Here is a 23,885-nt window from a genome sequence, read left to right as displayed (position 1 = left end):
CGGGCCCGGGACCGGGCCCGGCCTACTCTCCCCGCGCTTTAGGAGCAGACGATGCAAGAGGCCATGGCCGGATATTTCAAACGCTTTGCGACACACGCCCGGCGCGCCGCCGGGGAACACCCCCTGGAGCTCATCCTGGGCGTGGCGATCGCGGCGCTGCTCAGCGCGACCACCGAAGACCTTGTCGATGGCGGCTGGGCCGTGGCCATGGCCGGGGCGGCAGCGCTGGCGATGGTCTGGCTCTTCGGTCTGAGCTACCTGAGCCGCCTCCAGGTGCTCCGGCCGGCGCCCCGCTGGGCGTTGAGCCTGGCGGTGATCGGGGTCTGCGCCCTCTGGGGCCATCTGGGACTCTCCGGGGACTCGATCGCCGAGGTCTGGCGCCTGGGGCTGATGCTCACCGGCGCCGGCGCCGCGCTCCTGCTCATCCCCCTGGCGCTCCGAGAGCACCCCCTGCCCTCCTCGCTGCGCTACCTGCGGATGACCTACCGCCTGGTGACCTCGCTGCTCACGCAGACCCTCTACCTGGGCGCGCTCTGGGTAGGGATCGCCCTGGCGCTGAGCTCGCTGGAGGCCCTCTTCGATCTCCACATCTCCCCCGAGATCTACGCCCACCTGGGCGCCTGGATCGCCGGCGTGGGCCTGCCCTGGATGCTGGCCACCCGCACCAGCGTGATCCTGGAGCTGGACACGCCGGCCCCCTCCGAGGAGATCCACTGGTTTGTACGCCTGGGAGTCTACCTGGCGCTCCCCCTGACCGCGCTCTATCTGGCGATCACCTACGCCTACGCCTTTCGCATCCTCCTCACCGAGGGCCTGCCCGCCAACGTGATCTCCCCGCTGATCCTGGGCGCCGGCCTGCTGACCTGGCTGGCGCTGGAGCAGGTCGAGCCCATGCGCTCCCACCCGGGCTACGCGGTCTTAACGCGCATCGTCGACGCCCTGCCCCTGGTCGTGGCGCCCACGCTCCCGCTGGCCTTCTGGGCGATCTTCATCCGCATCGACCAGTACGGCTGGACCGAGTTTCGCTACCTGCGGGTGGCCGCGCTGGGGGTCCTGACCCTCTACTGCGCGCTGGGCATCGTCGGCTTTTTTCGCCGGCGCCCCCTCCCCCCCTGGGTCGCCCCCCTGCTCGTCTCGGCCACGGCCCTGCTCTCGGCGCTGGGCCCGCTCAGCGCCCCGGCCCTCACCCAGCGCAGCCAGCTGGCGCGCTTTGAAGCCCTGGTCCACGCCCAGGAGCTCCTCGATGACCGAGGCGCCCTGGATCTCGATCGCCTCAAAAGCGCGCCCCAAAAGAGCAACGAGGCCATCCGGAGCTACCTCTACCTCAGCCATCATTTCGGCCCCTCGCTCCTTAAGAGCTACCGCCCCGACGACATCGATGCGGAGCAGTGGGCCTCGCTCCTCTACGAGCTGCGGTGGAACACCCCCGAGCACGACCCCACCGGAGTGCGCGTGATCCAGGCCCAGACCACCGCGCTGCGGGTGGAGCGGGCCGCCATCATCTACCCGCTCCACCACATGCCCTCCCCCAAAGCCTCGGTCACCACCATCGAGCGCCCCGGCCAACAGGCGCTCCGGGTCTCCTTTGAGGGGAGCACGCTGCTCGTTGACGTCGAGGGCCAAGAGCTCCGCGCCGAGCTGGAGGCGATGATCACGCAGCATGCCGAGCGCCACGACCTGCTCCCCGCTCCCAACGCCCGCGTGATCCTTCGCGCCCCGGACAACACTCGCCGCGGCGAACTCGTGGTGGAAACCCTGCACCTGCAGCGAGGCGACGAGGGGTTTGTGCCGACCAACCTCCTGGGCTCCCTGATTCTGGAAGACTGAACGCGGCGGCCTGGCGCCGCCCACATGCCCCACCCCCGGACAGACATCACCCTCACCAACACTGGACGATCGCCCATAATCACCCCGATCGATGTGCCCTTCTCCGATAACCGCTCAGCCTTTTCCTTTCCCCTCCCGCAGGCATACGGGCCATCGGAATCGGAAACCCCGGAAAGCGAACGATCCCATCCCCAGATTGTCCTCCGGCAGCGCGTGACCGACCCGGCATCACCCCGATTCCCCAAAAATGCGACATTTTGGCGCAGTCGATGCCTTTCCCTCGCGTTTTACCCCGCGCCGAAGCATCGGGCATCCCCTCGCTCGCCAGAAAACTCGCCAGGCGGCCATCGCACATCCTTCATCGTACCTTCTACGCCTTCCTGATGGATGGAGACGACACCTCTCCTGACCAAAGGGGCATGTTGACCGGCACCGCCCCCCGAACTCCCCTCCCTGAACTAAAAGCCCTGAACTAAAAGCCCCCGAACAAAAACACTCGCTTGCGCCGCCCGGGTGCTTAGCTGTGGCGAGCTCTCCCGGAGAACTCGCCAGCGCTCACCTGGCCCCGCACGCGTCATCCGCTGACGAAGCGTTGCCACCGTCGCCGGGCCGCGCTATCCAGAGAGCCAGCCATTCAGCGCCCTTCACATTCAGAGAGCAGCACTACGCCGGAGAGATGCCATGACGCTTGAGTACATGACCGGGTTTGGCAACGACTTTGAGACCGAATCGCTGGAGGGAGCCCTCCCCCGGGGCCGCAACTCGCCACAGCGATCGCCCTACGGGCTCTACGCCGAGCAGCTCTCGGGCTCGCCATTCACCGCCCCGCGCAGCACCAACGAGCGCTCCTGGCTCTACCGCATCCGCCCCTCGGTGCGGCATATGGGCAGCTACGCCCCCCTCCAGCTCCCCCTGTGGCGCAGCGGCCCCACCACCGATGAGGCCGAGCTGCCCATCGGTCAGCGCCGCTGGGACCCGGTCCCCCTGCCCGAGGAGGCCACCTCCTTTGTCGAGGGCGTGCGCACCATCTCCACCGCCGGCGACGTCATCGGTCAGGCCGGCATGGCCGCGCACCTCTACCTGGTGACCCGCTCCATGGAAGATGAGTACACCCTCTGCGCCGACGGAGAGCTGCTCTTTCTGCCCCAGCAGGGCCACATCCGCCTGGTCACCGAGATGGGCATCCTGGAGCTGGGCCCCGGCGAGTTGGCGGTGATCCCGCGGGGCATGGTCTTTCGCTTTGAGCTCGTGGATGGGCCGGCCCGCGGCTACCTCTGCGAGAACTACGGCGGCAAATTCACCCTGCCCGAGCGCGGCCCCATCGGCGCCAACTGCATGGCCAACCCCCGCGACTTTAAATACCCGGTGGCGGCCTTCGAAGACGTGGAGCGCGAGAGCTCCATCCATATCAAATGGTGCGGGCGCCACTACCGCACCACCATCGGGCACTCCCCCCTGGATGTGGTCGCCTGGCACGGCAACTACGCCCCCTACAAATACGACCTGCGCGACTACTCCCCCATCGGGGCCATCCTCTTCGATCACCCCGATCCCTCGATCTTCACCGTCCTGACGAGCCCCTCGGCCGAGGCCGGCACCGCCAACATCGACTTCGTGCTCTTCTCCGACCGCTGGCTGGTGGGCGAAAACACCTTCCGGCCCCCCTGGTACCACCGCAACATCATGTCGGAGTTCATGGGCCTGATCTACGGGCAGTACGACGCCAAAGAAGAGGGCTTCTTGCCCGGGGGCATGAGCCTGCACAACATGATGCTCCCCCACGGCCCCGACCTCGACGCCTTCGAAAAAGCCTCCCGCGCCGAGCTCCAGCCCCAGAAGCTCGCCGGCACCATGGCCTTCATGCTGGAGACCCGCCTGCCCCAGCACCTCACCACCTACAGCGCCGGCCTTGAGACCCTGCAATCCGACTACGTCGACTGCTGGGAAGGGCTCAAAAAACGCTTCAACGGCACCCCCGAGGGCGACTGGAGCTAAACGCCCCGGCCTCCCGGCGATGTGTGAACCCAAAAAAGGCCGCGTCTTTCGACGCGGCCTTTTTTTATGGGATGGCTTTTCCCCGGCCTTAGTGCACCGGCGCCCCGTGGGCCACCAGCAGCTCCCGCAGGTCCTCGGGAATCGGCAGGGGCCGCAGCGCCGAGATATTGGCGCCGCCGGTGTTGCCCGTGGGGATCGTGCCCACAAAGGACTTCACCCCGCCGACCGCCAGGCGCGGGAGCTGCCCCAGAATCTCGCGCCGATCTTTGATGCGCAGCCCAAAGCGCAGCATCCGCCAGTGGGCCCGCGTGTGCTCGAGGGGAAAGGCCTGCCCCAGCACGTGGGCGCGCTCCAGGTGACGCCAGCTGCGGCTCAAATCGCCCTCCTCCAGAAGGGTGGCCGCCCGGGCCAGCTCGCGCTCAAAATAGGGGCGAAGCCCCCGCGGCATCGTCGTGTTCAAACCCATCACATCTCCTCGGCTCGACCGAATAAAGGGAAAAGCAGCGCCGCGGGCCGGACACCGGCGGCGGCTCGCGGCATAACACCCGCTGCTCTATAGACGACGCTCGCCAGGGGCTCCTTACACCGTCTTCTCCCCGGCTACACCGGGCGCGCCCCTGGCGAGCTCCCCCACCCGGTCGACGGACCAGAGCATCCCCGCGCCCGCGCCGCATCACCCTTCAAAGCCGCTCTGTGGGTGGCGCATCATCTTGATTTTACAGAACTTTCCGAAGATCGTTTCACGTGAAACATCGTATCCCTCCCCGGCCCACCTCCCTGAAAACGCCGCCCCGACAGACACCTTCCCCCGCAGCAAGACCGGCGAGGCCCCCGGCGCCCACGAGCGCCGGCGTGCCGGTCACGTCCGTTACGTTTTGCTACCCGAAAGTCCCCCGAAAGCGCCCCCTCCCGACCTTGCCACGCCCCCTTTGGCCCCTCTACGATGCCTGCCGTTCTGACTCACCCGAGCCCTCCTTAAAAAAGGGGGGATGCCTTGACGACCGCGCCCATCACCCACTCCGGAAGCGAGCCCCATGAAAACCGACGTGATCCGACAGCTCCGACGCGCCTCGCGATTTCTCTACCAGCACCGGGGACTCTCTCGCCTGAGTGACTCCGCCCGACGAGTGGCCGCAAACTTCCCGCTGCAGATCGACCTGGATGACTTTGACGGTGACCTGCATTTCCGCCTCCACCTCGACGAGCATATGGGCAGCCAGATCTTCTGGCGAGGCTCCTACTCCGAGCCCCAGACACGCCTGCTGACCCACCTCTTAAAGCCCCACCACACCTTCATCGACATCGGCGCCAACCACGGGGAGTTCACCCTGGTGGCCGCCAAGCACTTGAGCCAGGGGCGCGTGTTTGCGTTCGAGCCCGGCGACGTCATCTTCCCGCGCCTGGCTCACAACGTGGAAGCCAACGGCTTTGATAATGTCACCCTGGTCAACCTCGGGCTCAGCGACAGCCCCGGAAGCGCCACCTTTTATGAGGCCGAGACGCGCGCTAACGATGGCACCTACAACCGCGGCGTGGCCTCCCTCTACCCCGACGAGAAACGCAGCCGGCCCTCGCATACCATCGAACTCACCACCCTCGACGCCTTTGTCGAAGAACACGATCTGGAACGCCTCGACCTGATCAAAATCGACGTCGAAGGCGCCGAACTCGCCGCCCTCCAGGGCGCCCACCAGACGCTCACCCGCTTTCGGCCCCACATCATCTTTGAGCTCAGCCAGGTCACCTGCCAGAACGCGGGCTACCCCATGACCCGGCTCCTCGACGAGCTGAGCGCCTACGGCTATGTCTTTTTGCGGATCGACGACGATCGCCCCGGATTTGCGCTGCGGGCCCTCGACGCCACCCGCTTAGGCCTCTTCCAAAACGTGCTGGCCGTCCCGCCCCGCTTCCTGGCCGACACCTGAGAGCGACGGGGAGGTCTGCCCACGCCCCCGGCAGGCCTCCCGAGGCTTTGCCCCGGCTCATCCGGGGCTGCCTCTCCCCGTGCCAGCCCCCCGCGTCACACCTGCCCTTCCCCGGCGACGAAACGCCCTCAACGGGCGACGCTTCTCGTTGCCTGAGCGCGCCTCCTCTTTCGCGCGCCATCCTCCCGCCGCATCGCCCCGACGAGCGCACACAGCCACGAGCGCCTTCCCCGGGCGGAGTGACGAGCTGTGCCCCCGGGAGTTCCGGTATCTTCCCCGTGCCAGAAGCCCCGGGAGCTCCCGGCGCCCCGAGGGTCACTCCCGCGCTGATCAACGCGGGGGTGTCAGCGGCCTTTGAGTTTCTTCAGCACCTGAGGCAGGATGGCAGCCATCATCGCATTTCGGTCGTCGTGATCACCGCCAGGGGGACTCACCGACGGTGATCGCTTTCTCTTCTGCCAGAGCGCATCAACACCATCCTTGAGCGAAGCGCATCCCGCGCGATCGCCTCCGCGAAGAGTTTCGAAGAGGGTGAGCCGCGCGCCACCCGCACATTATCTCTTTCAGGCCCTCCACCCGGAACCCGGTCCTCGGATCAGGCGCCACGCGTCTACAACCTCAGGCTGGAAATCATGCTGCAAAAGGCTGTCGACTACTTCATCCCCGAAAACCTCCGGGGTGAACGCAACATCGAGCGCAAACGCGCCGAGCTCGCCATCAAAACCGTCTTTTTTATGGTGATATGGGGGCCGATCATCGGCCTCTTCTCCTACACCAGCCAGGGCTCGTTGCCGATCGCGCTGGCGATCGGCGCCGGCACCATCTCCATCGCGCTGGCCCCCTTCGCGCTCAAAGCCCGACGCAACATGCGCGTGGCCGGCAACCTGATTCTGTTGCCCTTTTACGCGCTCATCGTCGGGCTGGTCTTTGTCTCCGGGGGCATTCAGGCGGCCTCCATCAGCTGGCTGGCGCTGGTCCCGATGTTTGCCCTGCTCTTCTTCGGTGCCGGGCCGGCCCGGATCTGGATGGCCATCACCGTGCTCACCTGGCTTGCCATCTTTGGCGCCGATGTCGGCGGCTTCCCCTTCACCGACTCCACCAGCCCGGCTGGCGACGAGCTGCGCCGCCTCCTGGAGATCATGGGTCTGGGCTGCGTGATGTTCTCCATGTTCGTCTTCAAAGACCGCCTCCAGGACTGGCTCATCGGCAACGTCAAAGAACGCGAGGCGGAGACCCGGGCCGTGGTCGACACCGCCCCCGATGGCATCCTGGCCATCAACGCCGACGGGGTGATCGAAGCCGCCAACCCGGCCACCGCCCGCATCTTTGGCGCCGAGGTCCGCGAACTCTACCTGCGCCCCATCGCCGAACTGGTCCCCTCGCTCAGCGCCTCGCGTCTGGCTCAGGCCGCTCAAGACGGCTCCCTGCGCGAAGCCACCCAGCTCGAAGCCCGACGCCACGGCGAAGACTTCCCCATCGAGGTCGCCCTGGGCGTGCTCGGCGATAGCGCCCGCGCCAGCTACGTGCTCATCCTGAGGGACATCACCGAGCGCGTCGCCGCCAAACTGGCCCTGGAGAAGGCCCGCGACGAGGCCCTGGAGGCCAACCGCGCCAAGAGCACCTTTTTGGCCAACATGAGCCACGAGCTGCGCACCCCGCTCAACGCCGTCATCGGGTACTCCGAAATCGTCCTCGAAGAGATCGACTACATCGAAGAAGAAGGCGGCCCCGCCGCCGAGATGGTCCGCCCCTTCCGCCCCGACCTCAAACGCATCCGCTCCGCCGGAAAGCACCTCCTGGCGGTGATCAACGACATCCTGGACCTCTCCAAGATCGAAGCCGGCAAGATGACCACCCACATCGAGCTCTTCGACATCAGCGAGCTCCTCGACGATGTGGCCGGTACCGTGGCCCCCCTGGCCAAACAGAACTTCAACGCCCTGACGCTCACCCTGGATCCGAACCTGCGCTTCATGCGCTCCGATCCCACCAAGGTGCGTCAGATCGTGTTCAACCTCCTCTCCAACGCCTGCAAATTCACCCGCCAGGGCCAGGTCAAAGTCGACGCCCGCAGCGACGACGACACCAACACCATCGTCCTGCGCGTCGAAGACACCGGCATCGGCATGACCCCCGAGGAGCTTCAGGAGATTTTTGAGGCCTTTACCCAGGCCGACACCTCCACCACCCGTGAGTTCGGCGGCACCGGCCTGGGCCTGACCATCACCCGCCACTTCGCCAGCCTCCTGGGCGGCACCATCGAGGTGGAGAGCCACAAAGACCAGGGCACCATCTTCACCGTGCGCCTCAGCGCCGATCTGCGCGCCAACGAACTCCCTCGCCACTCGCCAGCCGAGGAGCGCGACACCCCCCGACCCGACCCCGGCCCCGGTCCCGGCGACACCGTGCTGGTGATCGACGACGATCCCACCGTGCGCGACCTGCTGCGCCGGATGCTGGAGCGCGAGGGCTTTGAGGTCGTCGCCGCCGCCAGTGGCACCGAGGGCCTTCACCTGGCCGCCGAGCTCATCCCGGCAGCCATCACCCTCGACGTGATGATGCCCCAGCTCGACGGCTGGTCCACCCTGGCGCGCCTCAAATCCGACCCTCAGCTCGAGCAGATCCCGGTGATCATGGTCACCATGGTCTCCGAAACCTCCCGCGGCTACGCCCTGGGCGCCGATCACTACCTGATGAAGCCCATCGACCGCGACGCCCTCCTCACCATCCTGGACACCTACCGCTCCGAGCCCGACCAGCCCCAGGGCCGCGTCCTTTTTGTCGAAGATGACGAGCCCACCCGCTCGCTGATCGCCCGGGTCCTGACGAAAGAGGGCTGGCAGGTCGACCAGGCCGAAAACGGCCTGGAAGGCCTGGATGCCCTCGGCCAGAAGCTCCCCGACCTGATCCTCCTGGATCTGATGATGCCCAAAATGGACGGCTTCGAATTCTTGAGGCAGGTCCGCAAGGACGAGGTCCACGCCACCATCCCGGTGGTCGTGATCACCGCCAAAGAGCTCTCGGCCGCCGACCGCCAGGAACTCGCTCAGAGCACCCGGGAGATCCTGCCCAAGGGCGGCGACGAGAGCGATCTTCTCCTTGAGCAGATCCGCGCGCTGGTGCAGAGAGTTCGCGAGCACGCCTGACCCCTCCCCCCCCGGGCCCGGGGGGGCGCGTCGATTCGACGCCCTCCCCCCGCGCGCCCTCCCCTTCGTCTCCCCCCCCCGCCGATTCTCGCCACTCGCCCCCGAGGTTGCTGATGCGTCTCTCCCCCCTGGTGTTTGTCACGATCCCGCTGCTCTTCACCGCCTGCGATCAGGCCCCCGAAGTTCCCCCGGTCGATCCGAACCTCGGGCTCACCGGGGGCCAGCTCGTCTACAGCGAGACCTTTGACGATCCCTCCTCAACAGACGAATGGCAGTCGGGCTACCCGGGCTGGAAATACGAGGAAGGCAAACTCAAGGTCGCCGGCGCCCGCAACGACGCCCTCTGGCTTCAGACCCCGCTGCCCGAGCATTTCCGCCTCAGCTTTGAGGCCACGGCCCACTCCGAGACCGGCGATCTCAAGTTCGAAATTCTGGGAGACGGACGCACCCACGAGAGCGGCTACGTCGGCATCTTCGGGGGCTGGAACAACAGCCTCAACATCATCGCCCGTCTCGACGAGCACGGCGACGACCGCCTGGTCGGCGCCGGCGATCAACGCGTCGAACCCGAGCGCACCTACACCTTCACGGTCGTGCGCACCGATCAGCGCCTGCGCTGGTACGTCGACGGCAAACCCTTCCTGACCTACGACGACCGCGCCCCCCTGCAGGGGCCGGGCCACCGCCACTTCGCCTTCAACAACTGGCTGGCCCCGGCGAGTTTCGACAACGTGGAGATGTACGACTTAAAAGAGGTAGTGAAGTAGGGGGGGAGGGGGCTCTTCAGTCACACCGTCAAACGCGCGGGGGCTGGCGAAAGCCAGCTCCCGCGTTTATGTCAGCCCAGTCGCCGCAGGATCCCGGCCACGTAGCGCTCCAGCGCGCGGGGCTCCATCGCAAAGAAGAGCGAAGGCTCCACCAGCTCCAGCTCCGCGACCATCGGCGCTCCGTCCCCACCCCGCACCAGATCGATCCGGGCGTAGAGCAGACCTTCTCCCCCGATCGCCCGCAACGCCCGAGATCCCAGCTCCGCCTCGGCCGCATCCACCGGATGCGGCCCGCTCACCGACTCATCTTGCCCGGCAAAACGCGGCGCCTTACGCATGCTGTGGGTCAGCTCCCCATCGATGTAAATCAACGAGCGCTCCCCGTAGGTGTCCACGCTCTCGATGTAGGGCTGCACCAGCACGTCTTCGGCCGCCACCAGCTCGGCCGCCAACGCCTCATCGAGCGCGCCGACCTCCATCACATGCGTCTGGTACGAACCGGCCGAAACCGCCGGCTTGACCACGATCTTCTGCCAGCCCTGGTCCGCGCAGAGCTCGGCCACGCTCACCGGGGAGCCCTGCTCCAGCATCGCGGTGGGCACCGCGGCCACCCCGCGCAGACTCAGCATGAGCAGGTAGCGCTTATGGGTGTTCCACTGCACCACCGCCGCCGGATTATGCAGCTCGCTGAGTTCGCCGGCGGCCTGCGCCCAGGCCACAAAGGCCTCCCGGCGACGGTGGTAATCCCAGGTCGAGCGGATCACCGTCAGACTGGCCTGCGACCAGTCCACCTGAGGATCATCCCAGACCACCACCCGGCTGCGCAGCCCCGCCGCATCGAGCGCCGCCATTAGCGGCGCCAGATCCGGGTCGGGCTCCGGGAGCTCAGCGCAGGTGACCACCTGCACATCAAAGGCCCGGGCGCCTATCCCTCGTCGAGTCTCCATCACAGGATCACATCCACGCGGTAGAGTTTGCCCTCGGACTGATGCACAAAGTAGAGGTTGCCATCAACGGGGCTGACCTCCACGCCGGCCAGCGCGCCGGCGCCCAGACCGGTATCGAGCTCCCGCAGGTGCTCGCCTTCCAGGCTAAACGCGTGCAACTTGCCGGTGGCCTGGTCGCTCACAAAGATCACGCCTTCGTAGAGCGCCAGTCCGCTGGGCGCCTCCAGAAGCCCCGGGGCCACCACCTCTTCGAGCTCGACGCCCTCCATGTGATGGAAGATCTCCAGCCCGTCGAAGTTCGGCTCGCTGATCGGCGAGCCCTGCTCCCCGGCGGTGATGTCCAGGCGCACGATCCGAGCGTTGCCGGTATCGGCCACGTAGAGGAGGTTCGTCTCCTTATCGAGCTGCATATGGCTGGGCACGTTCTCCACCCGCTTGACCTGCCCGGGCACGTAGCGCAGGACCTCGCCATCGCCGTGGTAATCCTGGCCGGCGCCGTGGTCCATGGCAAAGTCGGTGCGATCGATTGAGCCCAGCTCCCCGTTGAACACCCAGTAGACGTTATCGACCTCATGGGCGATGCCCATCCCGTAGGGCGCGTGATGCAGCATATCGAAGTGCGACCCGTTGAGCCCGGGAGGCTGCACGCCAAAGACCTCCAGGTCGGCCGACCAGAGCACCGGCCCCATAAAGTCGACCGCGCCGTCCATGTAGTTCGCCGTGCGCGCCTCGCCGACCGTGGCCCAGAAGCCATTATCGCCAAAGGCCAACGCCGGCGGACGACGCATAAAGTGCCAGGCGTTGGGATCGGTCTCGGTGTAGACCTGCTGCTCGGCCGAACCCACGTCCCAGATCACCGCCACCGAGCCTTCCAGCGCCGCGCAACCGGCCGCCGTGGCGTTGCCTTCCTCACAGGGCTCGTCGCTCTCAAATTCCCGGCGCACCAGCCATAACTCGTTCTCTTCGATCGGATTGAACGCCAGATCGGTGAGCTCCATCTCCCGCTCGGTCGTGTACACCGTCACCAGGTCCACCGACCCGGGACTGCCGTCGCCCACACCGATCTGATGCCCCATCGGGAGCGCCTCACAGGTCGCCTCCGGCGAACACCAGGGGGTTTCCCCGCCACAGTCGGCAAAACTCTGGCACTCCGCCGGGTTCTCTTCGCCGCACCCGGCGGCCATGACCACCGACGCCGCGCCTACCAGGGCCAACTTCTTCACGCTCAACACACCCACATCCACTCCTTTACCTGGGCGCCCCGGCCTCTCACAGGCCCCGGCACCGGACGTCTTCTTCATCGCGTTCCCATCGTTCGGGCCGGCACTTTACGTCAGCACCCCGGGCGGAGCAAAGGCACAAACACCGCGCCACCAGCCCATCCCAGGCACTGGTCAGCGGTGTCGGTCCGTGCGACGCCGGCCACAGGCGCACATCGAGCCAGAACGGAACCTGCCAGAGCTGACGCTCGGCCAGGCCCCTTAGCTCCCGAATCGCCGCGCGACGCTCCCGGGAACCCAACCCCGCTAACGCCCCGACAAACGCCCCCAGACGCCTCACAGGCTTAAGCGCCACAGCCTGATGCTGCCCCGGATACACGCTCAAGGCCTCCTGCCAGAAGGCCTCCAGACCGGCGGCCTCGGCCATCAGAATCAGCGCCATGTTCAGATAGCTGGCCGCCACCCCCTCGGCGGCAAAACGCCGCGTCGACGTCTTCAAGTACCCTCCCAACGTCACCCGATGCCCACCCCGCGCCTCCAGCGTCGCGATGAGGCGCTGGTCTTCCAGAAAGCCCAACTCCTCATCAAAGCCCCCCAGCGCCTCAAACCAGGACCGGCGCATCCACAACCCCTGATCGCCGTGAGTGGTGTTGGACCGGTTGAGCGCCGACTTTCGTTCCAGCCCCCGGTAAAAACCGGGCCACTCCCGGCGCCCCGCCCCCTCGAACACCAGCGCGAAATGCCCCACCACCGCCCCCGGAGCCCGGGCCTCCTCGCGGCGCATCTGCTCCAGCGCGTCGCGCAACAGATCCGGATCGGCCGGGACGCTGTCGGCATGCAAAAAAAGCAACCACTCGGCCTGACAGGCCCGCGCGCCGGCGTTCATCTGCCGCCCGCGCCCCCGCGGCGCCCGCACCACCCGGGCGCCGGCCTCGCGGGCCACCTGACAGGTCGCGTCGGTCGAGCCCCCGTCGGCCACGACCACCTCCAGGCGCACGCCCCGCTGCGCCCGGAGCGCCCGGAGCACTCGCCATAACCGCGCCTCCTCCTCCAGGGTCGGAATCACCACGGCGAGTTCCGCGGGCGCCGGTGGATCAGCGCGACGACTGTGCTCTCTTTCAACCACGTACCACTCCCTCTCATCCCCTCCTCGCGCACAACGCACCTGTCTCTTCGGGAGGCCTCTCCCCCTTATATCAGCTCGCTCCCGGGGGCACCCTTGTGCTCAACCCGCCGCAGCACACCTCCCCCCGACCGGCTCGCCACCTTCACGCTGGCGAACAACGCCCGGCTACGATACACCGGCCTCCAACACAGACCTCCTCTCCCCGGAGCCATCATGAGTGAAGGACTCGATCAAGAAACCCTGGAAGGACGCCTCAAGGCGATGCTCGACACCCTGAGCGAAGACGATTTGCGCTATCAGGCGCTCAAAGGTTCGGTGGATTTCCGCTCGGCCTGGGTGGAGCTGGCCGAATACTTGAGCGACATCGTCGACAACGACGCCTTCAAGGAATGGGGCTATCGCACGGTGTTTGCCTACTGCGCCACCGAACTCGACATCAGCCGGGCCACCGCCCGCAAAATTCTCGAAGGCTACAGCTGGCTGGCCGAAGAGGCCCCCGAGTACCTGCCCCGCAACCGGCGCCCCGATGAGCCCGCCCGCGTGTTGCCCGACATGGACACCGTCTCGGTGATGGCCAAAGGCTACCGGGAGGTCGCCGACGAGCGCGTGCCCCAGGAAACCTACATGGAGCTCAAGGACTCCGCGCTACGCGGCGAACGCAATGCCCGGGAGCTGCGCAAGGAGTTCCAAGAGGCGGTCCCCGAGCACCTGCGTGAAGAGCCGGCGCCCAACCCGCTCAAACACCTCAAGCGCGCGCTCAACGAGGTCGAAAAAGCCCTCGACCAGATGGAGCCCGAGGAACAGGCCGACATGCTCCAGCAGGCCGGCGAGCTCCGCGACGCGATCTTTGCGCTGGTTTCCAGCCAGGAAATCGCCGGCGAGTAAGCCCCCCGGCAACTCGCTTGCACAAATTGCTGCGCCCTCCGCGTCTCACCCTTTAGAGTGAAGTTAAATACTTCCAGGTGGGCGCCGGGGGCGACACATCGTCTCCTCTTCCGCGCCCGAGTCTTCGGCTAACCTTCTGCGGATGATGAGATGATGCGCCTATTTCTTCCCGGCATGCTCCAGGCTCTGGCGCTCGCTTCCCTTGTGGTGGCGGGCTGTGAAGATCCCTCCCTGCAGGCCTCCCACAGCGCAAAGCACGCGCTGGTCCCCTATCAATCCCCCGGAGCCGGGGTGCTCCCGGGGGGCACGCTCAGCGGGGAGGCCGCACCTGGCGAAGAGCTCTGCCTGGCGAACTACACCTATCGGGTCCAAAACGTCTCCGCCGGGGCTATCTCGCTCGCCGGATTCAGTCAGACGCCGGCCCAGACCTCCCGGGAGGTCCGTCAGCTCCTCGCGCCCGAGCTACCGGGGGCAGATAGCCTGGCCACTCGGCTCGAAGCGCGCCACACCGAGCTCGCCGACCAGGGGGCTCGCGAGGTCGTATGGCTGGTGCTGACCACACCTCACCTGGTTCGTTCGCTCCATCCCTATGGCCCCATCTACGACAACGGTGTCTCCACCTACGCGCCGGAGAGCACCTGCGGACTTTCGCCAGAAGAGCGGCCAGCAACACCCGGGGAGTTCGCCCGGCGCTGCGGTAGCGCCTACGTCAACATCGAGGTGCTGGGCCGCATCTTTCTCCTCCTGGCCGACGTCACCGATCTAAGCCGTGAAGAGCGCGGTGACCTGCGCAACGTCCTCCCCTTCAACCGACTCACCGGCTGGGGGGACGACCCTGCGATCAGCTGGTACAGCAGCCTGGTGGAGAGCCCCTTTGCGCGGATGGGCTGGCACCTCTACCCGATGGGAATCAAGAGCATCTCCGACATCCTCACGCCCGAGGCCTGGCAGCCCTACGACTTCGCCAGGACACCCCAGATCCACCAGCAGATCTCGCAGTCGCTCTCCGAACTCCGACAGAACCAGGTCTATGAGCACCCCTGGTTCGGCGTGACCTACCAGTACGCCACCAGACCCTACGACTCCGTTGAACTTGTCTACTGCCACGCCGATGCCTTTGCCGACGAACTCGACTGCCTGCACCACTTCGATGCGCAGCGCGCCGCGCTGATGTCATCGGGAAGCGAACTCAACGCCCGCTGGCAACTCATGCGCTGGGCCATCGAAAACCCCTGGCGGATGTCCTGGGGCTCCTTGTCCACCACCCGCCAGACCCAGGTTCGCGAGTGGGTCGACGAGGTCGATCGCTGCATCGACGCCTACACCCGAGTCACCGACACCTGCGCCGCCGCCGTGGAAAACCAGGTCGCCCACCAACCCGACGCCCCGACCTTATGCACCGCGTGTACTCCCCCGCCCGACTGCGATCCCGACACCCTGCTGGCGCACCTCGACGAGTTGAGGCTGCCGGAGCACTTTAAGGAGTTTCTGCCAACCGGCCGATTCGAGCCCAGCCTCTTCGTCTTCGAACAGGGCAGGGTCTCGAACGGCGGTCGTTTTGCCAACGCCGACGACTGGATCTGCACCCTCAACCACATCAGCGGCCACTTCGCCGGCGGCGGCGAGTCGGTGATGCTCAAAAAAGAAACCGACGCGAGCTCTGGAATGGGAATCTGGCGGGTGGATCTCAAATCAAAGCGACTCCCCCAGACCCCGGGTCAGCTGCTACGTGCCGGCGCCTCCTGCATCCCCCGGGCACTCTTTGGGGCGACGAGTATGGCGCCGGAGCGGGACGACCTCCTCGACCTCTTCACCCCCTCCCGATCCCAGACCCTGGGGATCGGCTTCCGCGATCAGGCCCACGCCCTGATCGGCGTGGGCGGTCGGCTCAACGGCCTGCAAACCTACGTGGAGACCACGCTTGAACCCTCCTCGGTGATGGCGTTGAGCACCCTGGTCAGCGACGTAGACGAGCTCCAGGCGCGCGTCCTCTCCTTTGGCACGCTCAGCGAGCCCGGAGAAGGCGGCGTGCAACGCCATATCTGGCCGGCGGGCGAATACAGCCTGCAAACGCCGCCGGCCTCCCCCGAGGCCCCCTCCTCCGAAGCCCGGCGCGCCCTGGCCCCGATCGATGAAGCCTACTGCTATCTCACCGAAATATCTGGGAGATTCGACGGAAGGACCGAACTCATCGAGCTCAGCCCCTCCTACAACGTGTGGGAACTCCGGGTGCGCGCGGCCGCCGGAAAACAGGTGCGGGCCTCCGCCCGCTGCATCCGCTATGCCGACGCCCCCTGAACCTTTCGAATAGGGTCGACAGGGGCACACGCCCCGCCCCTCCGAAGCGAGCCCACCATGGACACCTTCTGCACGACACCATTTCGCCGCCTGGCCCTGACCGCCCTCACCCTGGGAGCCCTTGCCTGCACCGGCTCGGCCTCCGAACGCACGCCTCCAGCCTGCCTGGAGACCGCGCCCGTCGACGATTGCGTGCTGGAAGGCACGCGCGTCACGCTGCGCACCGTCGACGAACTGGAGCACACCTGTAAGGCGATGTGCTCGCGGGCCCGTGCGCTGACCTTTAGCCTCGACACCACCGTGAGTCTGCAGGGATTCACCGGGCTCTCGACCATCGACACCTCGCTGCGCTTTGTCGGCAACGCCGAACTCACGCATGTGGATGCGCTGACGGGCCTGCGCCACGTCGGCAACATCGAGATCGTCAACAACCCCGTGCTTCAACACCTCCCGAACTTCCCCCACCTCAACCGCCTTCTGGGACTCCGTATCGACCGCACGCCCTTACTGAGCGATCTCCACGCCTTCTCCGAGCTTCGGGAGGTCTCCCGGCCCGATGATCCCCGCGCCGCCGAGCGCGGTATCACCCTGGCCAACCTCCAGCGCCTCGAAGATCTCCAGGGGCTTACGCACCTGGAACGCGCCGCCACATTGAGCCTTCACGCCAACCCCAACCTTCGCTCCCTTAAAGGCCCCGAAAACCTCCACGCGCTCCACGCCCTGCACCTCCACGCCAACCCGAAGCTCCACACCCTTGGCGGCCTGGATGCCCTGCAGCGCCTCGACACCCTCACCATCAGTGGTTCGCCCGAGCTCCGGCGCTGCGAGGTCGACGCCCTGCTCTCCCGGCTGGCGTCGGCCCCCCAGGTGGTGGAACTCAAGGACCTGAGCAACGCCCCCTGCTCCTGAGCGCTGGCGCTTCGCGGGCAACTCTGCCATCCTCCCCCCTCTTCACTCAGCATGAGCCCTCACGGGGAGGTTGCCGTGGCGTATGGATGGTTATTCCTTCGCACCCTGATTGTACTCGGTGGCGTACTGGCGCTGGCCTACGTGGCCCTGCGCCTGCTGGCGCGCCACGTGAAGCGCCGCTCCCCCTCCTCGGAGGGGCACATCGAGGTGCTTGAGCGCCACTTCATCGAACCTCGACGCAGCCTGCTGGTGGTGCGCACTGGCGAGCAGCACTGGCTCCTGGCCAGCACCGAGCACGGACTTCAACCCCTGGGAGAGCTCAACCCGGAGCCCTGGCAATCGACCGAAGCGCCCTCCTTAGAGGCCCCCGATCCCGACGCCTGCGACCTCGCGCTCCCCCTTCACGAAACACCGACCGACGAGCGCATTTCGGTCTCCCCGGCCGAACTCAGCACGCGAGAGCACGCCGAAAACGTTGAAACGCATCGCTGAAACGCATCGCTGACCCCTAAAAAAGATCAGAAAAACGCACGTCCCACGCAAAACCTCCGCGCTCGTCTCGACAATAAGAGTCGAAGCATTCGCCTCGTCACCTCGAGCTTGCGGAGATCCTCGTGTCCCCTCGTCATGTTGCCTTTCTAAGTGCCCTGACTCTCGCGCTGATGCCGACGTTGGCCTCCGCCCAGGAGAGCATCGCCCCGGATGCCCAGAGCCCCCTTGCGCTCACCGCGCTGCTGGCCGGGCTCTCCTTGCTGCCCTTTGCCCTGATCCTGGTCACGAGCTTTGTGAAGGTGGCCGTGGTGCTCTCGATCTTGCGCACGGCCATCGGCGCGCAGCAGGTCCCACCGAACACGGTCATCACGGGCCTGGCGATCCTGCTCAGCGTCTACATCATGGCGCCGGTCGGTCACGACATCTTCCAGGAGCTTAAGCCGCACCTGGAAGCCTACGAAAGCGGCGAACTCCAGGTGAACTTCAGCAGCATCGAAGAAGCCTCACAGGCCGCCAGCCAGCCCCTGCGCGCCTTCTTAATGCGCCACGCCGACACCGAAGATCGCCTGCTCCTGCACGAGCTGGCCATTGAGCTTCGCCCCCCCGAACAACACCAGAATGTCGCCGCCGAAGACCTCCTGGTGGTGGTCCCCGCCTTCGTAATCACCGAACTCAAAGAGGCCTTCACCATCGGCTTTATCCTCTTCATGCCCTTCATCATCGTCGATCTGGTGGTGGCCAACATCCTGCTCAGCTTAGGGATGCATATGCTCAGCCCCACCACCGTGAGCCTGCCCTTTAAGCTCCTGCTCTTCGTACTCGTCGACGGCTGGTACCTGGTCGTTAAGGGCCTGATCCTCGGCTACGTCTGACCTTCAATCATCCGGGAGCCTCCCGTGGAAGACTACATCTTACAGGTGGCCCGCGAAGGGCTCTGGCTGGTCCTCATCACCTCGGCCCCCCCGCTGCTCGCCAGCATGGGCGTGGGACTGGCGGTGAGCGTGGTCCAGGCCACCACTCAGATCCAGGAACAGACGCTGACCTTTGTGCCCAAGCTCATCGCGGTCTTCGCCAGCCTGGCCATCGCCGGCCCCTGGATCGGCAGCCAGCTGGTGCGCTTCACCCACGCCCTCTTCGAAGGCTTTCCCAACTACTTTTAATCATCCCTTCCCCTCACCACAGCGAAACATCGGCGGCGAGCAGTGGGGCGTCGATACGGGACCTCGGCCCATGCGCGAACTTTTCCAAAACCCGGCCTTTCAAACGATGGCCTTTCAGGGCATCGCGCTGGCGTCGCTCATCGCCGCGCGTCTGATCCCGATCGTGCAGATCGTGCCCTATTTTGGAGGGAAAGCCACCCCGCAGACGGTCAAACTCGCCATCACCATCACGCTCGGCGCGCTGATCTTTCCCACGGTCTGGCTCCAGGGCACGGCCGCTCACATCCCCGAAAGCACCGCACTCCTGGGGCTCCTGCTCCTCAAAGAAGTCCTGGTCGGCTTTACGCTGGGCTTTGTCGCTGCGCTCAGCTTTGAAGCCATACGCGTGGCCGGTCAGCTCATCGACAACAACGCCGGCCTCACCCAGGCCACCTCGCTTGCCCCTCAACTCCCCGAGCGAGTCTCCCCCACCACCAACTTCCTGCTGCAACTCTCGATCGTCATCTTCTTTGCAATTGGCGGCCACCGCCTCGTCCTGTGGGGGCTGGCCAAGAGCTTTGAGCGCCTGCCCCCCCACGCCTTCATCGGAGGGGAGAGCGCGGCCGGCACCGAACTCCTCGCGCAGAGCGCCGAACTCCTCTTAAGACTCACCGCTGATGCGATCGCCCTGGGCGTTCTGATGGCCTTCCCGGTCATCGCGGCCATCCTTCTGGTCAACGTCTTCCTGGCTCTGGTCAACAAGTCAGCCCCCCAGATCAACGTCTTCTTCCTGGGCATGCCCCTCAAGGCCGCCGTCGCCGCGTTTGTGCTGCTGCTGGGGCTCGATGTGGTGCTCGACCTCTTCGCCAACCGGGCGCTCGAAGATCTCACCTACCTGGAGACCTTGCCCGCGCTCTTCGGAGGTCCTCCATGAGCGAAAAGACCGAAAAACCCACCCCAAAGAAGCTCCGACAGGCCCGAAAAGACGGAAAAGTCGCCAAATCCGCCGAGTTCACCGGGGTGGCCGTCATGCTGGCAGCCCTGGCCACCCTGGCGCTCTCACTCCCCCTGGTGGTCAAAGAGCTCGCCGCCCTCACCGCGCGAGCAATTGAACTCAGCACTCGCCCCACCCTGGATACGACCGTGGTGGGGGCCCTGCTGCAGGAGTCCCTGGGGGCGTTGGCCCGGGCGCTGATACCGGTGCTCGGAGCGGCTTTCGTCGCTGCCGCGCTCACCACCTACCTTCAAGTGGGCGCGCTCTTTGTCATCAAGCCGCTCATCCCCGATCCCAAACGCCTGGATCCGGTCCAGGGCGCCAAAAAAATCGTCTCGAAGGAGCGGGCGGTCGAACTCATCAAGAACCTGTTGAAACTCAGCCTGATGGGATGCGTCGGCTACGGCGTGCTGCGCGATTGGCTGCCGCCGATGGCCCGCGCTCCGGGTGGGGAACTTTTGGGAGCCCTGGGAGCCCTGGGAGCAGCCACCTTTCGACTCACCACCTATCTGGTCAGCGGATTGATCATCTTCGGCGTGGTCGATCTTCTCCTGCAACGCCACAACTTCACCAAAGGACTGCGCATGGCCAAGCATGAGATCAAACGGGAGCATAAAGAGAGCGAGGGCGACGGGCAGATCAAAGGGAAACGCAAACAATTCCACCGGGAGCTGCTGGCCGGCGGTAGCCTCTCCCGAGTTCGCGACGCGGATGCGGTGGTGGTCAACCCCACCCACGTGGCCGTGGCGCTGAGCTACGACCCCGACGCGATGCGCGCGCCCACCATCGTCGCCAGCGGTCGCGGCGTCACTGCTCAGGTCATCAAACGGGCGGCCTACCGTCACAACGTGCCCGTAGTTCACAATGTCTCGCTGGCCCGCGCCCTGGTGGAACTCGGCGATAACACCGAAATCCCCGAAGAGTTTTTTGAACCCGTGGCCCAGATCCTGCGCCACATCTACAACCTGCGCGAAGGCGCCTCTTCCCAACCTCAGGAGCACCGATGAACGCTCACCCAGGCCCGGAGTCGGACCTCCGCCAGGCACTACTGCATCTGGCGTACTGGCATCTAGAGCGCGGACACCTTCACAAAAGCGAGACCCTCTCCCGCGGCCTGCTGACCCTGGACCCCGGCTGCGGCGAAGCCTGGTACTATCTGGGAGCCTCGCTGCGCCGCCGAGGCCACATCAGCGATGCCGCCCAGGCCTTCGTGCAAGCGACTCAGCTGGGCGACCATCGCCCGGAGGTATGGCTGGCCCTGGCCGAGGCCAAAATCCTCTGCGGCGACGCCCGCACGGCTCGCGCAGCCATCGCTCAGGTCACCCGGGCCCTCCCGAAGACGGACCGCCGCTTCCGGCGAGCGTGTGCCCTGCTGCGGATGTGCCCCCCGGAGGCTGTTGTGTACTGACGCTATGGCGAGGGGTTGACGCGTTCAGCCAACCAGCGCGTCGATCATCGGAGGAAGTTCCGCGGCAATGACGGGCATCCCCTCGTCTTTCGACAACGCCCCCTGCGCCCCCCGTTCGGCCGCAATCATCTCGAGTTCGGCCCTGGGCCGACCCGAGATAATGATCATCGGCAGATGCTTAAGCGCCGCGATCTCCCGAAGCGCACGCACCGTGTCATCATCCGGGACTTCGGGCAGGTTCAGATCCGTGATCACCACGTCGACCCCCTGCGCCGCCGCCTGGCTGACCTCCCCAAAGCGCTCACACGCCACCACCTGGTGCCCCGCGCCCTGACACACCATCGTCAGCATCTGCACGATGAGCGGACTATCCTCGACGATCAATACCCGAGCCATGAAACCTTCCCTTTAAACCTTGCCGCCTGCTCAGACTCCGAGCGCCTCGTTATCGGCTGCCAGCAGCTCTTCGACCAGGTTCAATAGCTTCCCACCGGCAATCTCACCCTTGATCAAGTAGCGATTCACCCCGGCAGAAACCGCCTGGGCGATCTCCTCTTCTTCTTGAACACTCGTGAGCATCACAATCGGCAGGTTATCAAAGGTACCCAACCCACGCACGGCGCGCACAAGCTCCGTGCCGCTCATATAGGGCATCTGCATGTCGGTGATCAACAGATCAAACGCACTCTGTTTAATCCTGGAGAGCGCATCCTTGCCATCGGTCGCCAACACAATATCGTAAGGGCCCTCCGAGAGCACAAAGGCAATCGAGGCCGCCACCGTCTCGGTATCCTCGGCCACCAAAATGCGCAGCTTGCGGGTGGGTTCCTGCCGCTCCACGTAGGGAGCGACCGTCAAGATCTCCCGCACACGGTTCACGAGCTCGCCGCCGCCGATGGCCCCCTTGATCAGATAGTCGATAGCACCGGCTTTGAGTCCGGCTTCGCGCGACTCGGGGTGATCCAGGCTGGTCAGCAGAATCACCGGGATATGATCGAGCCCTGCCGTCGAGCGCACCATCCGCGTCAACGCCACGCCATCCATACGCGGCATATCCACATCGGAAATCACCAGCGAGTAGGCCTGCTCCTGCAGCATCTGAAGCGCCTCCTCCCCGTTCTCCGCGATGTCGATGGGTACCTCCAGATCGGAGAGGATAAACCCGACACTGGCGGCGATGGTGGGGACGTCGTCCACCACCAGGATGCGCTGCTCCAGCACCTCGGCATCAGGCCCGTCTTCAACATCGGTCTGCTCAGCGGCCCCGCCCTCCAGCACAGGAGGAATCTCTGGAAGCTCGACTCCGCCACCCGTGGCGGCCCTCGCTTCACGCGCGGCGTCGACGCTCGGCTCGTCGCTTGCTGGCGACGCCTCCGTCACCGGCTCTTGTCGACGCTCGCCACTCCCCGTCTGACGCGTCTGGCCCAGCTCTCCCAGAGTTTTGCGAAGTTCGGTGACGATCTCATCGGCCTGCACCTCATTGATACGCGCGCCCTTCTCACGGGCTGCGTCTTCGATGAGGGCGTACCCACGAAGCAGGGTTTTGGTCGGCCAGGCCCTCTTCGAAGGCTCCACCTTGCGCATGGCCACGAGCACCTGCTCCATGGTCCCGGTGACCTCGGCCACGGGCTTAAGCCCGAGCATCGCCGCGCCACCGCGAATCGCATGCAGGTGCGAGGTCGACTGCTGCAACGCTTCCTCGGACCCCTGCTCGCTGAAGATCCCCATCATCGCAATCGACAACCCGGTCAGCCGACGGCTGGCTTCCTGCTGAAACGCCTCCACAAACTGCTCCAGACCGGCGGGAACCCCGGTGGGGGCAGGCTTGGAAGTGGGTGGTGGAGTCTCGGTCTGTGTGGCACTCAAAAAGTCGGCCAGACCGGAGAGCCCGCGCACGATCACATCAAGGCGGATGGCATCGGCCTCCTCCGCGCGCATCTCTCCCATGATGTCGGCCAGACCTTCGGCAATCTTCGCGCTGCCACGGCCGTGGGCATTCTCGGTTGAGGAGAGGGCCTCAAAACGCTCCCTTAAACTCTCGATCGCAGCTCGCTGCTCCATCACTTCCGTCAACGCCTGAAGGGGTTTGTCTGGTGGTGAGTCATCCTGCCGAAACGCTTCGGCGCATCATACGCCGGGCTTGCCGCTGGAGCAACGCCGGGCCCGGGCATAAAAAAACCCGACGATCGCCCAGGCGATCGTCGGGTTTATGCCGGGTACGTGATGTCGCCCTCTCTTTAGAGGCGCGCATCACGACGTCCAGCACTCAACCTTATGAGGTCGACGCAGGCTCGACGATCGCGTGGATCCTCCAGCCTTCTCCGCGGGGAGTCGAGACGACATTAATCGGCGTCTCGTACTTCTTGGAAAACTCCGCAAGCAGCTCGCCGAGACGCTCCACCCAACGCTGGGTGTAAGCACGCTCGCGACCACGCATGCGCATGACAAATCGCACCTGGTTGCCGCCCTCCAAGAACTTCTTGGCCCGACGAAGTTTCACGTCCATGTCGTGTTCGTCGGTGTTCGGCCGCAGCTGAACCGTCTTCAACTGCACACGCGAGGAGCGTGAGGCGGCCGTCTTCTTGGACTGATCGTACTGGAACTTGCCAAAGTCCATGATGCGGCAAACCGGCGGGCGCGCGTTGGGAGCGACCTCGACCAGATCGAGCCCGTACTCATTCGCTTTATCCCGGGCCTCGTTGGGGTGCATGATCCCCAGCTGCTCGCCATCGGGCGAAATCACCCGGACCTCGGGCGCACGAATCGAGTGATTAATGCGTGGTCCCGTCGCGTCGTTGCGACTGTTG

Annotated in this window: 21 protein-coding genes; 14 read left to right on the top strand and 7 right to left on the bottom strand. The window is 65.6% G+C overall.

Features of this window, described 5'->3' with window-relative positions:
- Positions 1-51 precede the first annotated feature (51 nt).
- Positions 52-1,827 carry a DUF4153 domain-containing protein gene (locus tag DL240_RS13700; RefSeq protein WP_111730472.1) on the top strand — a complete coding sequence of 592 codons (1,776 nt, stop codon included), beginning with the start codon at positions 52-54 and terminating at the stop codon, positions 1,825-1,827.
- Positions 1,828-2,508: 681 nt separating this feature from the next.
- A complete protein-coding gene (hmgA, locus tag DL240_RS13695) occupies positions 2,509-3,822 on the top strand; it encodes a homogentisate 1,2-dioxygenase (RefSeq protein ID WP_111730471.1) in 1,314 nt (437 codons plus the stop codon).
- 88 nt (positions 3,823-3,910) lie between these two features.
- Here hmgA and DL240_RS13690 read toward each other — a convergent pair whose 3' ends face one another.
- Positions 3,911-4,288: a DUF3703 domain-containing protein gene (locus DL240_RS13690; RefSeq protein ID WP_111730470.1), complete on the bottom strand. Its 378-nt coding sequence runs from the start codon at positions 4,286-4,288 to the stop codon at positions 3,911-3,913.
- Positions 4,289-4,856: 568 nt separating this feature from the next.
- Here DL240_RS13690 and DL240_RS13685 point away from each other — a divergent pair.
- The 3 genes from DL240_RS13685 (at position 4,857) to DL240_RS13675 (ending at position 9,660) form a co-directional block, all read left to right on the top strand.
- Entirely contained in the window at positions 4,857-5,747 is an 891-nt protein-coding gene (locus DL240_RS13685) for an FkbM family methyltransferase (protein WP_111730469.1), read from the top strand.
- Positions 5,748-6,379: 632 nt separating this feature from the next.
- Positions 6,380-8,893 carry a response regulator gene (locus DL240_RS13680; RefSeq protein WP_111730468.1) on the top strand — a complete coding sequence of 838 codons (2,514 nt, stop codon included), beginning with the start codon at positions 6,380-6,382 and terminating at the stop codon, positions 8,891-8,893.
- 113 nt (positions 8,894-9,006) lie between these two features.
- A complete protein-coding gene (locus tag DL240_RS13675) occupies positions 9,007-9,660 on the top strand; it encodes a hypothetical protein (protein WP_111730467.1) in 654 nt (217 codons plus the stop codon).
- Between the two features lie 71 nt (positions 9,661-9,731).
- On the opposite strand, the gene DL240_RS13670 is transcribed toward DL240_RS13675, so the two are convergent.
- Genes DL240_RS13670 through DL240_RS13660 form a run of 3 tightly spaced genes read right to left on the bottom strand, consistent with a single transcriptional unit; the run spans position 9,732 to position 12,953 of the window.
- Positions 9,732-10,607 carry an ATP-grasp domain-containing protein gene (locus DL240_RS13670; protein WP_146618296.1) on the bottom strand — a complete coding sequence of 292 codons (876 nt, stop codon included), beginning with the start codon at positions 10,605-10,607 and terminating at the stop codon, positions 9,732-9,734.
- Positions 10,607-11,845, bottom strand: coding sequence for an NHL repeat-containing protein (locus DL240_RS13665; RefSeq protein WP_111730465.1), 1,239 nt, complete (start codon positions 11,843-11,845; stop codon positions 10,607-10,609). The genes DL240_RS13670 and DL240_RS13665 overlap by 1 nt, the downstream gene beginning before the upstream one ends.
- A 31-nt stretch (positions 11,846-11,876) precedes the next feature.
- Positions 11,877-12,953: a glycosyltransferase gene (locus DL240_RS13660; protein ID WP_158542568.1), complete on the bottom strand. Its 1,077-nt coding sequence runs from the start codon at positions 12,951-12,953 to the stop codon at positions 11,877-11,879.
- Between the two features lie 213 nt (positions 12,954-13,166).
- Here DL240_RS13660 and DL240_RS13655 point away from each other — a divergent pair, with 213 nt between their 5' ends.
- The 9 genes from DL240_RS13655 (at position 13,167) to DL240_RS13615 (ending at position 21,078) form a co-directional block, all read left to right on the top strand.
- Positions 13,167-13,838, top strand: a complete 672-nt coding sequence (locus DL240_RS13655; RefSeq protein WP_111730463.1) for a hypothetical protein — start codon at positions 13,167-13,169, stop codon at positions 13,836-13,838.
- Between the two features lie 150 nt (positions 13,839-13,988).
- A complete protein-coding gene (locus tag DL240_RS13650) occupies positions 13,989-16,136 on the top strand; it encodes a hypothetical protein (protein ID WP_146618295.1) in 2,148 nt (715 codons plus the stop codon).
- A 57-nt stretch (positions 16,137-16,193) separates the two neighbouring features.
- Entirely contained in the window at positions 16,194-17,045 is an 852-nt protein-coding gene (locus tag DL240_RS13645) for a hypothetical protein (RefSeq protein ID WP_111730461.1), read from the top strand.
- A 75-nt stretch (positions 17,046-17,120) separates the two neighbouring features.
- A complete protein-coding gene (locus tag DL240_RS13640; RefSeq protein ID WP_158542567.1) occupies positions 17,121-17,537 on the top strand; it encodes a FliO/MopB family protein in 417 nt (138 codons plus the stop codon).
- Between the two features lie 122 nt (positions 17,538-17,659).
- On the top strand, positions 17,660-18,409 hold the full coding sequence (gene sctR / locus DL240_RS13635; RefSeq protein WP_199589817.1) for a type III secretion system export apparatus subunit SctR: 750 nt from the start codon (positions 17,660-17,662) through the stop codon (positions 18,407-18,409).
- Between the two features lie 24 nt (positions 18,410-18,433).
- The gene (fliQ, locus tag DL240_RS13630; RefSeq protein ID WP_111730459.1) at positions 18,434-18,697 is read left to right on the top strand and encodes a flagellar biosynthesis protein FliQ; all 264 of its coding nucleotides are present in this window, start codon (positions 18,434-18,436) and stop codon (positions 18,695-18,697) included.
- Between the two features lie 70 nt (positions 18,698-18,767).
- Positions 18,768-19,610 carry an EscT/YscT/HrcT family type III secretion system export apparatus protein gene (locus DL240_RS13625; RefSeq protein ID WP_111730458.1) on the top strand — a complete coding sequence of 281 codons (843 nt, stop codon included), beginning with the start codon at positions 18,768-18,770 and terminating at the stop codon, positions 19,608-19,610.
- Entirely contained in the window at positions 19,607-20,677 is a 1,071-nt protein-coding gene (locus DL240_RS13620) for an EscU/YscU/HrcU family type III secretion system export apparatus switch protein (RefSeq protein ID WP_111730457.1), read from the top strand. The genes DL240_RS13625 and DL240_RS13620 overlap by 4 nt, the downstream gene beginning before the upstream one ends.
- Positions 20,674-21,078: a tetratricopeptide repeat protein gene (locus DL240_RS13615; protein WP_111730456.1), complete on the top strand. Its 405-nt coding sequence runs from the start codon at positions 20,674-20,676 to the stop codon at positions 21,076-21,078. The genes DL240_RS13620 and DL240_RS13615 overlap by 4 nt, the downstream gene beginning before the upstream one ends.
- A gap of 24 nt (positions 21,079-21,102) precedes the next feature.
- Here DL240_RS13615 and DL240_RS13610 read toward each other — a convergent pair whose 3' ends face one another.
- From DL240_RS13610 to infC, 3 genes are all read right to left on the bottom strand, one after another.
- Entirely contained in the window at positions 21,103-21,474 is a 372-nt protein-coding gene (locus DL240_RS13610) for a response regulator (protein WP_111730455.1), read from the bottom strand.
- Positions 21,475-21,504: 30 nt separating this feature from the next.
- Positions 21,505-23,139, bottom strand: a complete 1,635-nt coding sequence (locus DL240_RS13605) for a response regulator (RefSeq protein ID WP_111730454.1) — start codon at positions 23,137-23,139, stop codon at positions 21,505-21,507.
- 211 nt (positions 23,140-23,350) lie between these two features.
- Entirely contained in the window at positions 23,351-23,854 is a 504-nt protein-coding gene (gene infC / locus DL240_RS13600; protein WP_283808359.1) for a translation initiation factor IF-3, read from the bottom strand.
- Positions 23,855-23,885: the final 31 nt, after the last annotated feature.

Source organism: Lujinxingia litoralis (assembly GCF_003260125.1).
Taxonomy (GTDB): Bacteria; Myxococcota_A; Bradymonadia; order Bradymonadales; family Bradymonadaceae; genus Lujinxingia; species Lujinxingia litoralis.
This window is presented reverse-complemented; position numbering and strand designations above follow the sequence as displayed.